Origin of the sequence: Sphingomonas sp. SORGH_AS_0789 (genome assembly GCF_031453055.1) — a bacterium.
GTDB lineage: Bacteria > Pseudomonadota > Alphaproteobacteria > Sphingomonadales > Sphingomonadaceae > Sphingomonas.
Genome location: NZ_JAVIYV010000001.1, coordinates 3,767,724 through 3,781,015 on the forward strand (window position 1 = coordinate 3,767,724; position 13,292 = coordinate 3,781,015).

The following is a 13,292-nucleotide window of genomic DNA, read 5'->3' on the forward strand; positions in this document are numbered from 1 at the left end:
CCGCGGGTTCGGAATCGCGATCGATCACAGGCCGCCGAAACGCCTGTGCCGTTGTCCGAAGGCGGCCACCGCATCGGCCAGCGCGGCCTCGTCGAAATCGGGCCAGAGCGTGTCGACGAACATCAACTCGGCATAGGCGGCCTGCCACAACAGGAAGTTGGACAGACGCTGTTCGCCCGAGGTGCGGATGACCAGGTCGAGCGGCGGCAGGCCGTTGGTCTGCAACTCGCCCTCGATCGCCTCGGGCGTGATGGCGTCGGCGGTCATCTCGCCCGCCGCCACCTTCATCGCCAGCCGCTTCGTCGCCTCGACCAGTTCGGCCTGCGCGCCATAGTTCAGCGCGATGGCCAGGACCGGCCCGCTATTGACCGAGGTCCGGGCAATGGCGTCGTCGATCATCGCGACCAGATCGGGCGCGAAGCGGCGATAGTCGCCGATCACGCGCAGCCGGACATTGTCCGACACCAGCTCCGCCAGATCCTTGCGCAGGAAGATGCGGAGCAGCCCCATCAGGTCGCTGATCTCGGTTTCGGGCCGCCGCCAGTTTTCCGAGGAAAAGGCGTAGAGCGTCAGTGCCTCGATCCCCATCGCCCGCGCCGCGCGCGCGATGCGACGCACGGCATCCACTCCGGCCTTGTGACCGGCGAAGCGGGGCAGCAGACGGCGTTTGGCCCAGCGGCCATTGCCGTCCATGATGATCGCGACGTGACGCGGGACCGCACCCGTATCGGGCACGGCCACCAGCGACCCCAGAGCCGTCTGGGCCGAGGCGGCCGGAGGACTCACTTGCCCAGGATTTCCTTTTCCTTGGCCGCCGCCGCCGCATCCAGCTCGGCGACGGTGGCGTCGGTCAGCTTCTGGACCTCGGTCTCGTGACGCTTGCGCTCGTCCTCGCCGAAGACGCCCTTCTTCTCGTCGGTCTTCAGGCTGTCCATGCCGTCGCGACGCACGTTGCGCACCGCGATGCGCGCGCCCTCGGCATATTTGTTCGCCAGCTTGGCGAGCTCCTTGCGGCGCTCCTCGGTCAGGTCGGGGATCGGCAGGCGTAGAGTCTGGCCGTCATTGATCGGGTTCAGGCCCAGACCCGCCGAGCGGATCGCCTTTTCGACCGACGACACGTTCGACTTGTCCCACACCTGCACCGACAGCATGCGCGGCTCGGGCGCCGAGACGGTCGCGACCTGGTTCAGCGGCATGTGGCTGCCATAGACCTCGACCGTCACCGGATCGAGCAAGGCGGTCGACGCGCGACCGGTGCGCAGACCGTTCAGGTCGTGCTTCAGCGATTCGACCGCGCCCTGCATACGGCGCTCGAGATCGGACTTGTCATAGGCTGGCATGGGTTAAGCTCCTGCGTTCTGAACGACCGTCGACACACCCTGACCGGCGAGCACGGCACCGAAATTGCCATGTTCGCGGATGTTGAAGACGACGATCGGGATATTGTTGTCGCGGCACAGCGCGATGGCCGAGGCGTCCATGACCTTCAGGTCGTCGGACAGAACCTTGGAATAGCTGACGGTTTCGTAACGGGTGGCGGTCGGCACCTTCTTGGGATCGGCGTCATAGACGCCGTCGACGCTGGTGCCCTTGAACAGCGCGTCGCACTTCATCTCGGCGGCGCGCAGCGCGGCACCGCTGTCGGTAGTGAAGAAGGGCGATCCGACGCCCGCCGCGAAGATCACCACCCGGCCCTTCTCCAGATGCCGCTCGGCGCGACGACGGATGAAGGGTTCGCACACGCTGGCCATCGGAATGGCCGACTGGACGCGCGTGTCGACGCCGATCTGCTCCAGCGCGTTCTGCACCGCCAGCGCATTCATGACGGTCGCCAGCATGCCCATATAGTCGGCGGTCGCGCGCTCGAACCCCTTGGCCGCCGCCGACAGGCCGCGGAAGATGTTGCCGCCACCAACCACGATGCAGAGTTCATAACCCTGCGCCCGGACATCGGCGATCTCCTGCGCCACGCGCGCGGTGATCTCGGGGGAGATGGACAGTCCCCCCTCGCCCATCAGCACCTCACCCGAGAGTTTCAATAGGATACGTTTGAAGCGCGGGCTGGTCATCGTTTCTCGGATCTTGATGGTGAAAGTGCCGCGGACCTTAGGCGGCGGGCGGGCGGCGGGCAACCGTGGAGCGGCGGATCGCGGGGATTTTCGTGGGCCTGCCGTGTCTCACAAAAGCGACTCGGCGTTTCGGCCCAGCCCCGTTCAGGCGGCGCGACGTCGAAGCCCATGGAGCTCCGCCGACCCGGCACCCTTCGACTTCGCCCAGGGCGAACAAAGGCTCGGCAGCGATCGCCCACCCCCAAACGCAAAGGGAGCGACCACCTCGCGGCGACCGCTCCCCTTTGCCGTCACCGTCCCATCAAGGGACGGCCCGGATCGTTACGCCTTCTGCGGAACGCCCGAGGCTGCGGCGACTTCGGCGGCGAAGTCCGACGCTTCCTTCTCGATGCCCTCGCCCAGCTGGAAGCGGACATAGTCCACCAGCTTGATCTCGGCACCGGCGTCCTTGGCGGCCTTGGCCACCACGTCGCTGATCTTGGTCTTGCCGTCCATCACGAACAGCTGGCTGACCAGCGCGTGCTCCTTGCGGTACTTGGCGATGCCGCCCTCGACCATCTTGGCGATGATGTCGGCGGGCTTGCCCGATTCGGCGGCCTTTTCGGTCGCGATCGCGCGCTCACGCTCGATCTCGGCCTCGTCCAGGTCTTCCTCGTTCAGCGCCTTGGGGAAGGCGGCCGCGACGTGCATGGCCAGGTCCTTGCCCAGCTTCTGCAGGACCTCGTCCGACGCATCCGATTCGAGCGCGACGAGCACGCCGATCTTGCCCAGGCCCGGCGCCTGCTGGTTGTGGACATAGGACACGACCGCGCCCTTCGACACTTCGAGGCGCTTGGCGCGACGCAGCGACTGGTTCTCACCGATGGTCGCGACGTTGTTGGTCAGCACTTCGGCGACGGTGCCGCCCTGCGGCATCGCTTCGTTCTTCAGCGCCTCGACATCGTCGGTCGACTTCAGCGCGATCGCGGTGACGTCCTTCACGAACGACTGGAACTGGTCGTTCTTGGCGACGAAGTCGGTTTCCGAATTCACTTCGACGGCCGCGCCGACGGTGCCGCTGGTGGCGACGCCGACCAGGCCCTCGGCTGCGGTACGGCTCGACTTCTTCTGCGCGGCCGCCAGGCCCTTCGTGCGCAGCCAGTCCAGCGCGGCGTCCATGTCGCCATTCGCCTCGGCCAGCGCCTTCTTGCAGTCCATCATGCCCGCGCCGCTCTTTTCGCGCAGGTCCTTGACCATCGCTGCGGTGATATCGGCCATTGTCTGATTTCCTCTGTCTGAAAAGGGGGATGCGGGTAGGGCCGCCCCATCGGAGGCGGCCCTTAGCACGGCTTGCATGTCAAGCCGATGTCATCGACCGACGGGTTGCCCCATCCGGTCGATGATCGCCCCGCCCGCACCGCGGGGCTTTCTCACGCGATTACGCGTCGATCTGGCGCTCGGCCTCGACCGCCTGCTCGGCGACGTCCGCCGGGGCGACGGTCAGCGCTTCCTCGACGGGCGGCTCGGCCATCGCGCCGAAGTCCGCACCGCCACGGCGCTGCTGCTCGTGACCGCCACGGGTCGCGGCGATGGCAACGGCTTCGCAGTACAGGCGGATCGCGCGGCTGGCGTCGTCATTCGCGGGAACCGGGAAGGCGATGCCGTCGGGCGAGACGTTCGAATCGAGGATCGCGACGACGGGGATGCCCAGCGTGTTGGCTTCCTTGATCGCCAGCTCTTCCTTGTTGGCGTCGATCACGAACATCACGTCCGGGATGCCGCCCATGTCGCGGATGCCGCCCAGCGACAGCTCGAGCTTGTCGCGCTCGCGGGTCAGGTTCAGCACTTCCTTCTTGGTCAGGCCGTGCGTGTCGCCCGACAGCTGCTCCTCGAGGGTCTTGAGGCGCTTGATCGAGTTCGAGATCGTCTTCCAGTTGGTGAGCATGCCGCCCAGCCAGCGATGGTTGACGAAGTGCTGGCCCGCGCGACGAGCGGCCTCGGCGACCGGCTCCTGCGCCTGGCGCTTGGTGCCGACGAACAGGACCTTGCCACCGCCCGCGACGGTCGAGCTGATGAACTCCAGAGCGCGCGCGAAGAGCGGCACGGTCTGCGACAGGTCGAGGATGTGGACGCCGTTGCGGTCGCCAAAGATGTAAGGCTTCATCTTCGGGTTCCAGCGGTGGGTCTGGTGGCCGAAGTGCGCGCCGGTCTCGACCAGCTGCTGCATGGTGACGACGGGTGCCGCCATAAGATAATTCCTTCCGGTTGGTCCTCTGGGAAGCGGATGACGCGGCGGGCAAAGCCCATGCGCACCGAAATATGATGCTTCCCATGCGGTGTTGAGGTGCGCGCCCTTAGACGATGGCCGACCGCCTGGCAAGCCACCCTTTGCGTTCACTTTTGTTCCGCCGCCGATTGACTCTGGAACATCGATGGAACATAAGATGACCACAACAGGGAAACGGGACGGATCGCCTTATCACGGAATCGCAACATCGGGGTTTTGGCACGACTCGCCCTGATGTTGCCGCGATGGCGACGGAACCGGACGAAAAAATCAACGGTTGCGGTTCGGTTAATGGCCGCACCGTTTGGGAACGGCAGGAGGCAGGCATCATGATGATCGTGGTGAGTGTTCTGGTTTTCATGGGCGCGCTGGTCGCCTCGCTCGGCACCATCGTCATGATGGTCGCGCCCCAGTGGCGGCGCATTCTCCATCTGGCGACCGGACATGCCGAGCCGGCCTTCACGCCGCTCGCCACGCTGGTGGTGGCCGAGCGGCGGATCGCGGTCAGGCGCTGGGCGGCGAACTCGCCTGCCCCTTCGCTGGTGCGCCGCCGCGCGGCCGCTTGATGCGGGCATAGGCGAGCATCGTGAAGGGGATGCTTGCCAGATAGGCAAGGCAGATCGCCGTCAGGGCATGCCAGGGCGCGGAGATCAGCGCCACGCCGACCAGGACGATGATGGCCAGCGCCTCGAACCGGATATGGCGCCGCAACCGGAACGAGGTCCATGACAGGGTGGCGATGCTGGACACCATCAGCAGCGCGACAAAGGCCACCCATGGCGCGACGAGCAATGGCGAGGCGAAGATCGGCTCGCCGGTCCAGAACCAGAGATAGAGAGGCAGCATCGCCAGCCCCGCTCCGGCGGGTGCGGGAACCCCGGTGAAGAAACCCGCCGTCTTGCGCGGCTGGTCGATTACGTCGAGCTGGGAATTGAACCGCGCCAGGCGAAGCGCGCAGAAGACCGCCTGGAGCAGTGCGCAGATCCAGCCGATGCGAGGCAGGTTTTGCAGCGACCAGAGATAGAGGATGAGCGCAGGCGCGACGCCGAATGAAATCGCGTCCGAGAGCGAGTCCAGCTCGGCGCCGAACCGGCTCTCCCCGCGCAGCAGCCGCGCGATCCGCCCGTCCAGGCCGTCGAGCGCCGCCGCGACCATGATCATCGTGACCGCCGCTTCCCACGACCCCGCAATGGCAAACTTCACGCCGGTCAGGCCGGAGCAGAGCGCCAGCGCGGTGACGGCATTAGGCGCGATGGCCCGGAGCGGCAGACCGCGCGGCGGGCCTCGACGGGCGAAGCGGGGGGAGATGGCCATCGGATCGGTTATTGCGCGATGCCGCTCATCGGCTTGCCGCCGACACGCCCCAGCACCGTCTCGCCCGCGACCGACCGCTGGCCCAGGCAGACCTGCGGCGTGACGTCGTCGGGCAGATACACGTCGACCCGGCTGCCGAACCGGATCAGGCCAACCCGCTGTCCGGCGGCGACCATGTCCCCGGGCTTCACGAAGCCGACGATGCGACGCGCGACGAGGCCCGCGATCTGGGTGAAACCGATCTTGCGACCGTCCCGCCCCTCGACCACGAAATGCTGGCGCTCATTCTCGTCCGACGCCTTGTCGAGGTCGGCGTTGAGGAACTTGCCCGAGATATAGACGACCTGGCGGATGACGCCCGCGATCGGCGTGCGGTTGATGTGCACGTCGAACACCGACATGAAGATCGACACGCGGACCAGCGGCGCCTCGCCCAGCTCGCCGACCAGCTCGCGCGGGATCGCGACGCGCTGGATCATGGTGACGAGGCCATCGGCGGGCGCGACGATCAGGTCGTCGCCCTGCGGCGTGGTGCGGACGGGATCGCGGAAGAACGCGGCGATCCAGATGCACAGGCCAACGAACGGCCAGAACAGCACCTTGGTGATCAGCGTGGCGAGCAGGGTCAGGCCCGCCCCGATCAGCACATATTTGCGCCCTTCGGGATGGACGGCGGGGAAACGCCACTTGACCGTGGTGGTGGCGATGGGAGGCTTTTCAAGCGAAGGCATCGGGCCTGTCTACCTGTCCACCGGCCATCGCACAATCTTTTCGGTTCGCCCCGGCCCTTTCGCGGATCGCGCAGGGTGGTTGATCCGCCGCGCCCCCTCCCCTAGACGCGTTGCCAAACCTGCCAAATCTAAGGATGCGCATATGGCGAAGATCAAGGTGAACACGCCCGTCGTGGAGATCGACGGCGACGAAATGACCCGGATCATCTGGGAGTGGATTCGCGAACGCCTGATCAAGCCGTATCTCGACATCGAACTGGCCTATTACGACCTGTCGGTGCAGAATCGCGACGCCACCAGCGACCAGGTGACGATCGACAGCGCCCATGCGACGCAGAAGTACGGCGTCGCGATCAAGTGCGCGACCATCACCCCCGACGAGCAGCGCGTCGAGGAATTCGGCCTGAAGAAGATGTGGAAGTCGCCCAACGGCACGATCCGCAACATCCTGGGCGGCGTGGTCTTCCGCGAGCCGATCGTCATCAAGAACGTTCCCCGCCTGATCCCCGGCTGGACCCACCCGATCGTCGTCGGCCGTCACGCTTTCGGCGACCAGTATAAGGCGACCGACTTCAAGGTGCCCGGCAAGGGCAAGCTGACCATGAAGTGGGAAGGCGAGAATGGCGAGACGATCGAGGAGGAGGTGTTCAACTTCCCCAGCTCGGGCGTCGCCATGGGCATGTACAATCTGGACGAATCGATCCGCGACTTCGCGCGCGCCTCGATGAACTATGGCCTGGGTCGCGGCTGGCCGGTCTATCTGTCGACCAAGAACACCATCCTGAAGGCCTATGACGGCCGCTTCAAGGACATCTTCCAGGAGGTGTACGAGACCGAGTTCGCCGATCAGTTCAAGGCGGCGGGCATCGAATATCAGCACCGCCTGATCGACGACATGGTCGCCTCGGCGCTGAAGTGGCATGGCGAGTTCGTCTGGGCCTGCAAGAACTATGACGGCGACGTGCAGTCGGACCAGGTGGCGCAGGGCTTCGGCTCGCTGGGCCTGATGACCTCGGTGCTGATGACCCCGGACGGCAAGACGATCGAGGCGGAAGCGGCGCACGGCACCGTGACCCGTCACTATCGCCAGCACCAGCAGGGCAAGGCGACCTCGACCAACCCGATCGCGTCGATCTTCGCCTGGACCGGCGGCCTGAAGTATCGCGGCAAGTTCGACAACACCCCCGACGTCGTCCGCTTCGCCGAGACGCTGGAAAAGGTCTGCATCAAGACCGTCGAAAACGGCCAGATGACCAAGGACCTCGCCATCCTGATCGGCCCGGACCAGCCCTGGATGACCACCGAGCAGTTCTTCGAGGCGATCCGCGTCAACCTCGAAACCGAAATGGGCAACTGGCAGTAATCCTGCCGCCTGTTGCGAAGAAGGGGCTCGGAGGCATTGTCTCCGGGCCCTTTTTTTCGTTCCGCCCAAGTTGCGTGAGGCCAAAGGCCGAAGAAATAATCCTGTTTCGCGCAGAGGCGCAGAGGACGCTGAGAAGCCCCCCTACGAACCTCCTACCACCCGGACGCAGGCCGGAGTGGAGGGCGAGAGCAAAACCTTCTCTGCGCCCTCCGCGCCTCTGCGCGAACAACGTCACAGGATCTTCGCCCCGAATTCTATTCCGAGTGGCCAGCCAGAGGCTCAGGCTGAACAATGGGGATATAACCGAATACCCCCTTGACCGAACCTCCGTTCACGCCAAGCGAAGTCGAGGCGCACGCCCGGCCCTCGCCGCTCAGGTAGTCCGTTACTCCCGCCCTTCCCGCTCCAGATAGGCAATCACATCCGCCCGCGCGAGCGGATCGGGCAGGCCCGCAAAGGTCATTCTGGTCCCCGGCGCGAAGCGTTGCGGCGAGGTGAGCCAGCGGTCCATCGTCGCCCGGTCCCAGCGGCCGCCGACCCGCATCAGCGCCGCGGTATAGCCGAAGCGTTCGCTGCCACCCGCCACCGGCTTGCCCATGATACCGTGGAGATTGGGCCCGCCGCGATCGAGTTCGCCCTTGCCGATCGTGTGGCAGGCCAGGCACTGGCCGAACGTCTTCGCCCCCGCATCCGCATTGGCCACCCGCATCAACGCATCAAGCGACGGGTTCGGACCCGCCGCTTTCAGCCGTGCCTCGCGGTCGCCGTCCCCACATCCCGTCAGGACAAGCATCGACAAAAGGGGCAGGAAAGCGAAACGAAGGGCCTTGGTCATCGCCGCCCCCTAGCCTCGGGGGAGGCCCGCCGTCAGTGGACCGATCGTCCCATCACCGTTTCGCCCGATTAACGACCTGACAAGCGCGACCAACCCGGGTTAGGTTGCCGTCATGGCATTACGGCTCGACAATCAGGGTTTCTCCGACGCGCTCGTCATCCTCGGGGCCGCAGGGATCGTCATCCCGGCCTTCGCCCGTTTCCGGGTCAGCCCGGTCATCGGCTTCATTCTGGTCGGCCTGCTGGTCGGCCCCGCCGGACTGGGATCGCTCGTCCCCCAGGCACCGTGGCTCTATTATCTGACCATCTCCAACCCCGAATCGATCGAGCCCTTTGCCGAGTTCGGCATCATATTATTGCTGTTTTCCATAGGCCTGGAGCTATCTTTTCGCAGGCTATGGGCGATGCGGCGGCTGGTCTTCGGAACCGGCGTGGCCGAGCTGCTCGGATCGGCGGTGCTGATCGGGACGGCGTTGAACCTGCTGGGACAGGGCTGGGCCGGGGCGATCGGGCTGGGGCTGGCGCTGACCCTTTCCTCGACCGCCTTGGTGTTGCCGCTGGTCGGCACGACCAGCCCGGTCGGTCGCGGGGCGTTCGCGATGCTGTTATTCGAGGATCTGGCGCTCGTGCCGATCATCTTCGCACTGGGCGCCATGGCACCGACCGCGAGCGACGAGGGCTGGGTCGGGATTGCGGGCGTGGCGCTGCGCGGCGGACTGACCGTGGTAGCGATGTATCTGGGCGGCAAGTTCGTCCTGCCGCGCCTGTTCGCCCAGGCCGCGCGGACCAAGAGCCCCGAGCTGTTCCTGGCCGCCTCGCTGCTCGTCGTCATCGTCGCGAGCGTCGCGACGACCGCCGCCGGATTGTCGCCGATCGTCGGCGCGCTGCTCGCCGGGCTGTTGATCGCCGAGACCGAATATCATTCGGAGGTCGAGGTGATGACGGCCCCCTTCAAGGGGCTGGCGCTGGGTGTGTTCCTGATCACCGTCGGCATGAGCCTGGACCTGCGGCTGATCGCGCGGAACTGGGATACGCTGCTGCTCGCGGTGATCGGGGTCGTCGCGGTCAAGGCGATTGTCACCTATCTGCTGCTCCGCGTCGCCCATGCGCGGCGCGGGGTCGCGGCGGAGACCGGGCTGCTGATGGGCAGCCCGTCCGAAACCACGCTGATCGTGCTGGGCACCGCGGCGCAGGCACAGTTGATCCTGCCCTCGACCGCCGCCTTCTGGCAGACCGTGACCGCGATCGGGCTGACCATCACGCCGCTGCTCGCGAAAGCCGGGCGCGTCATCTCCCGCCGGATCGAGGCGCGCAGCACCGATGGCCCCGCCCCGCCCGAACTGGAGCATGACGGCGGCCGGACCGTAATCATCGGCTTTGGCCGCGTCGGCAAGATGATCGCCGACATGCTGACCGTGCACGGTCAATCCTATGTCGCGGTCGAGGCGGATATCGATTCGGTCAGCGACGCCCGGCGCGCAGGCTATCCGGTGCTGTTCGGCGATGTCGCGCGGGCGGAGCTGGTCGACCGGCTTAACCTGCCCGCCGCCCGCGCGCTGATCCTGACGATGGACGACCCCGTGCTGACGGTGCGGCTGGCGCGGCGCATCCGCGAGGCGGCGCCCGACCTGCCGATCATCGCCCGTGCGCGCGACATGGCGCACGCCACCGAACTCTACCGCGCGGGCGTCAGCGAGGCGGTGCCCGAAACCCTGGAAAGCTCGCTGCAATTGTCGGAGGCGGTGCTGGTCGACCTGGGCGTCGCGATGGGACCGGTGATCGCATCGATCCATGAGAAGCGCGACGAACTGCGTCAGGTCATCCGCCGCGAGGCACAGCTGCAACGCGAACCGCGCATTCGGCGGCTGCGGCGGCTGGGGGAACAGGGGTAGGAGCCGATCCTCCCCAGGTCATGCCTGGGGAGGGAGACCGTCGCGGCGGCGCAGGGGCGAGACGGATGGCGCCTTGCCCCTCCACCACGCCCTGCGGGCGCGGTCCCCCTCCCCATGCTACGCATGGGGAGGATTTTAGGGGTCAGCCCAGCCGGCCCAGGGCGGCGTGCAACCGGGCGGCCTCGGCCATCTTGTCGGCATGGTCGGCGCGGGCCTTTTCGACCGCTTCGGGCTTGGCGCGTTCGACGAAGCTGGCATTGCTCAGCCGACCGCCCAGCGCATCGCGTTCCTTTTCGACCGCCGCGATCGCCTTGGTCAGCCGCTGGCGTTCGGCGTCGAGATCGATCACGCCTTCCAGCGGCAGGACGAAGGTCGCTTCGTCCACCACCACCTGCGCCGCACCGCCCGACACTTCGCCATCGGCCGCGTCGACGCGCGCGAGGCGCGCCAGTGCCGAGGCCTGACGGACCAGCCGCGCCGTCGTCGCCTCATTCGCATCGCGGACATGCATCGGCAGCCGCGCGCCCGGCGGCACGTTCAGCTCGGTCCGCGCGGCGCGGATCTCGCTGACCAGACGGATCAGCCAGTCGATCTCGCGCTCCGCCTCGGGGTCGAGCGCGCGGGCATCGGCCATCGGCCAATGCGCGACGATCAGGTCATGATCGCGCGCGCCCATGGCGTGCCACAATTCCTCGGTGATGAACGGCATGAACGGATGGAGCAGGACCAGGATCTGGTCGAGCACCCAGCCCGCCACCGCGCGGGTTTCCTCGCCGCCCGCTTCGCCGCCCTGAAGCACCGGCTTGATGAGTTCGAGATACCAGTCGCAGAAACGGCTCCACACGAACTGGTAGATCGCGTTCGCCGCGCCGTCGAAGCGGTAATCGGCCAGTGCGAGGTCGACCGCCTGCACGGTCTTCACCGTTTCGGCGATGATCCACTTGTTGACCGCCAGCGTGGCGTTCGGGGCCTCCTGCGTCGCCGACGCGCCGATGCCATTGGCCTGGGCGAAGCGCGCCGCATTCCACAGCTTGGTCGCGAAGTTGCGATAGCCCTCGACGCGGCGTTCATCCATCTTGATGTCGCGGCCCTGGCTCTCCATCGCCGCCATGAAGAAGCGCAGCGCGTCGGCGCCATACTGGTCGATCAGGCCCAGCGGATCGACCGTATTACCCTTCGACTTCGACATTTTCGAGCCGTCGGCGGCGCGGACAAGACCGTGCAGATACAGGGTCTTGAAGGGCACATCTTCCATGAAGTGCATGCCCTGCATCATCATCCGCGCGTCCCAGAAGAACAGGATGTCGAAGCCGGAGATCAGGACGTCGTTCGGGTAACGCCCCGCCAGCGCCTTGTCGCCATTATCGGGCCAGCCGAGCGTCGCGAACGGCCAGAGCGCGGAGGAGAACCAGGTGTCGAGCACGTCCGGGTCGCGGGTCAAGGTGACGCCCTCCCCCGCTTCCGCCTGCGCCTCTTCCTCGCTCTCGGCGACGAACACGCGGCCATCCTCGGCGAACCAGGCCGGAATCTGATGGCCCCACCAGAGCTGGCGGCTGACGCACCAGGGCTGGATATTCTCCATCCAGTTGAAGAAGGTCTTTTCCCACGCCTGTGGCACGATCTTGATATCGCCGCCGCGCACCGCCTGGATCGCGGGCTGGGCCAGCGTCTTGGCATCGACATACCATTGGTCGGTCAGCCACGGCTCGATCACCACGCCGGAGCGGTCGCCGAACGGGGTCTGGATCGTGCGCGGCTCGGCGTCATGCTCCTCGCCGTCCTTGTCGATATGCGGGATCAGGACGCCCTCGTCCTTCAGCCGCGCCACGACGGCCTTGCGCGCCTCGGCGGTCGACAGGCCCAGGAACGCGTCGGGGATCAGGCCGTCCGCCGTCTGGACGATGCACGCCTTGGCATCGAGCATGTTGAGCATGTCGCGCGCTTCGATACCGGCGCGGCGGCCGACCTCGAAATCGTTGAAGTCATGGCCCGGCGTGATCTTGACCGCGCCCGATCCCAGTTCGGGGTCGGCATGTTCGTCGGCGACGATCGGGATCAGGCGGCCGGTGATCGGCAGGCGGACCTGCTTGCCGATCAGCGGGGTGTAGCGCGCATCGTCCGGGTGCACCGCGACCGCCATGTCGGCGAGCATCGTCTCCGGCCGGGTCGTCGCGACCTCGATAAAGCCCGACCCATCGGCGAGCGGATAGCGCAGGCGCCAGAAGCTGCCCTTCACTTCGCGCGTCTCGACCTCCAGGTCGCTGATCGCGGTGCCGAGCCCGGCGTCCCAATTGACCAGTCGCTTGTCGCGGTAGAGCAGGCCCTGACGGTACAGATCGACGAACACCTTCAGCACCGCCTTGCTGAAGCCCTCGTCCATGGTGAAGCGCTCATTGGCCCAGTCCATCGAGCAGCCCAGGCGGCGCAGCTGGCCGGTGATCTGGCCGCCGCTCTCCGCCTTCCACGTCCATACCTTTTCGAGGAACTGGTCACGGGTGAAGTCGGTGCGCTTCTGCCCCTTCGCGTTCATCTGGCGCTCGACCACCATCTGGGTCGCGATGCCCGCATGGTCGGTGCCGACCACCCACAGCGCATCCTTGCCCTTCAACCGGGCATGGCGGACGAGAATGTCCTGCAACGTGTTGTCGAGCGCATGGCCGATATGCAGGTTGCCGGTGACGTTGGGCGGCGGGTTGACGATCGTCCAGGGCTCGGCATTGGGGCGGTCGGGGCGGAACAGGCCCTTTTCCTCCCAATGGCCATACCAGCGGGCTTCGATTGCGGCGGGGTCGAACGTCTTGGGCAGCTCAGTCATGACGCTGC

The 13,292-nt window shown here is 66.4% G+C and carries 12 protein-coding genes; 3 read left to right on the forward strand and 9 right to left on the reverse strand.

Annotated elements, in window-relative coordinates:
* Positions 1-24 precede the first annotated feature (24 nt).
* The 5 genes from uppS to rpsB form a co-directional block, all read right to left on the reverse strand.
* A complete protein-coding gene (uppS, locus tag QE360_RS16990; protein WP_373424703.1) occupies positions 25-693 on the reverse strand; it encodes a polyprenyl diphosphate synthase in 669 nt (222 codons plus the stop codon).
* An 89-nt stretch (positions 694-782) separates the two neighbouring features.
* Positions 783-1,340, reverse strand: a complete 558-nt coding sequence (gene frr, locus QE360_RS16995) for a ribosome recycling factor (RefSeq protein ID WP_307097991.1) — start codon at positions 1,338-1,340, stop codon at positions 783-785.
* A 3-nt stretch (positions 1,341-1,343) separates the two neighbouring features.
* Complete coding sequence (pyrH, locus tag QE360_RS17000) at positions 1,344-2,069, reverse strand: UMP kinase (protein ID WP_307097990.1); 726 nt, start codon at positions 2,067-2,069, stop codon at positions 1,344-1,346.
* 321 nt (positions 2,070-2,390) lie between these two features.
* Complete coding sequence (gene tsf, locus QE360_RS17005; RefSeq protein ID WP_307097989.1) at positions 2,391-3,326, reverse strand: translation elongation factor Ts; 936 nt, start codon at positions 3,324-3,326, stop codon at positions 2,391-2,393.
* A 160-nt stretch (positions 3,327-3,486) separates the two neighbouring features.
* Positions 3,487-4,296, reverse strand: coding sequence for a 30S ribosomal protein S2 (rpsB, locus tag QE360_RS17010; RefSeq protein ID WP_307097988.1), 810 nt, complete (start codon positions 4,294-4,296; stop codon positions 3,487-3,489).
* A gap of 368 nt (positions 4,297-4,664) precedes the next feature.
* Between rpsB and QE360_RS17015 the strand changes: the two genes are divergently transcribed.
* Positions 4,665-4,901 (forward strand): hypothetical protein, encoded by a 237-nt coding sequence (locus QE360_RS17015; protein ID WP_309703467.1) that lies wholly within the window; start codon positions 4,665-4,667, stop codon positions 4,899-4,901.
* Here the strand turns inward: QE360_RS17015 and pssA are convergent.
* Together pssA and QE360_RS17025 are read right to left on the reverse strand one after the other, a co-directional pair.
* Entirely contained in the window at positions 4,840-5,649 is an 810-nt protein-coding gene (gene pssA / locus QE360_RS17020) for a CDP-diacylglycerol--serine O-phosphatidyltransferase (RefSeq protein ID WP_307097986.1), read from the reverse strand. The genes QE360_RS17015 and pssA overlap by 62 nt on opposite strands.
* 8 nt (positions 5,650-5,657) lie before the next feature.
* A complete protein-coding gene (locus QE360_RS17025) occupies positions 5,658-6,380 on the reverse strand; it encodes a phosphatidylserine decarboxylase (RefSeq protein ID WP_307097985.1) in 723 nt (240 codons plus the stop codon).
* A 142-nt stretch (positions 6,381-6,522) separates the two neighbouring features.
* Between QE360_RS17025 and QE360_RS17030 the strand changes: the two genes are divergently transcribed.
* Positions 6,523-7,743, forward strand: coding sequence for an NADP-dependent isocitrate dehydrogenase (locus QE360_RS17030; RefSeq protein WP_307097984.1), 1,221 nt, complete (start codon positions 6,523-6,525; stop codon positions 7,741-7,743).
* A gap of 385 nt (positions 7,744-8,128) precedes the next feature.
* Here QE360_RS17030 and QE360_RS17035 read toward each other — a convergent pair whose 3' ends face one another.
* Positions 8,129-8,578: a c-type cytochrome gene (locus tag QE360_RS17035; protein ID WP_309703469.1), complete on the reverse strand. Its 450-nt coding sequence runs from the start codon at positions 8,576-8,578 to the stop codon at positions 8,129-8,131.
* A gap of 112 nt (positions 8,579-8,690) precedes the next feature.
* On the opposite strand from QE360_RS17035, the gene QE360_RS17040 reads away from it, so the two are divergent.
* Positions 8,691-10,469 carry a cation:proton antiporter gene (locus QE360_RS17040; protein WP_309703471.1) on the forward strand — a complete coding sequence of 593 codons (1,779 nt, stop codon included), beginning with the start codon at positions 8,691-8,693 and terminating at the stop codon, positions 10,467-10,469.
* 142 nt (positions 10,470-10,611) lie between these two features.
* On the opposite strand, the gene QE360_RS17045 is transcribed toward QE360_RS17040, so the two are convergent.
* Positions 10,612-13,284 (reverse strand): valine--tRNA ligase, encoded by a 2,673-nt coding sequence (locus QE360_RS17045; RefSeq protein ID WP_309703474.1) that lies wholly within the window; start codon positions 13,282-13,284, stop codon positions 10,612-10,614.
* Positions 13,285-13,292 lie beyond the last annotated feature (8 nt).

Coding starts and splice junctions, on each gene's coding strand:
- QE360_RS17015 (WP_309703467.1), top strand. CDS start 4,665: ATGATGATCGTGGTGAGTGTTCTGGTTTTCATGGGCGCGCTGGTCGCC.
- QE360_RS17025 (WP_307097985.1), bottom strand. CDS start 6,380: ATGCCTTCGCTTGAAAAGCCTCCCATCGCCACCACCACGGTCAAGTGG.
- rpsB (WP_307097988.1), bottom strand. CDS start 4,296: ATGGCGGCACCCGTCGTCACCATGCAGCAGCTGGTCGAGACCGGCGCG.
- tsf (WP_307097989.1), bottom strand. CDS start 3,326: ATGGCCGATATCACCGCAGCGATGGTCAAGGACCTGCGCGAAAAGAGC.
- QE360_RS17030 (WP_307097984.1), top strand. CDS start 6,523: ATGGCGAAGATCAAGGTGAACACGCCCGTCGTGGAGATCGACGGCGAC.
- QE360_RS17045 (WP_309703474.1), bottom strand. CDS start 13,284: ATGACTGAGCTGCCCAAGACGTTCGACCCCGCCGCAATCGAAGCCCGC.
- QE360_RS17040 (WP_309703471.1), top strand. CDS start 8,691: ATGGCATTACGGCTCGACAATCAGGGTTTCTCCGACGCGCTCGTCATC.
- frr (WP_307097991.1), bottom strand. CDS start 1,340: ATGCCAGCCTATGACAAGTCCGATCTCGAGCGCCGTATGCAGGGCGCG.
- QE360_RS17035 (WP_309703469.1), bottom strand. CDS start 8,578: ATGACCAAGGCCCTTCGTTTCGCTTTCCTGCCCCTTTTGTCGATGCTT.
- pyrH (WP_307097990.1), bottom strand. CDS start 2,069: ATGACCAGCCCGCGCTTCAAACGTATCCTATTGAAACTCTCGGGTGAG.
- pssA (WP_307097986.1), bottom strand. CDS start 5,649: ATGGCCATCTCCCCCCGCTTCGCCCGTCGAGGCCCGCCGCGCGGTCTG.
- uppS (WP_373424703.1), bottom strand. CDS start 693: ATGGACGGCAATGGCCGCTGGGCCAAACGCCGTCTGCTGCCCCGCTTC.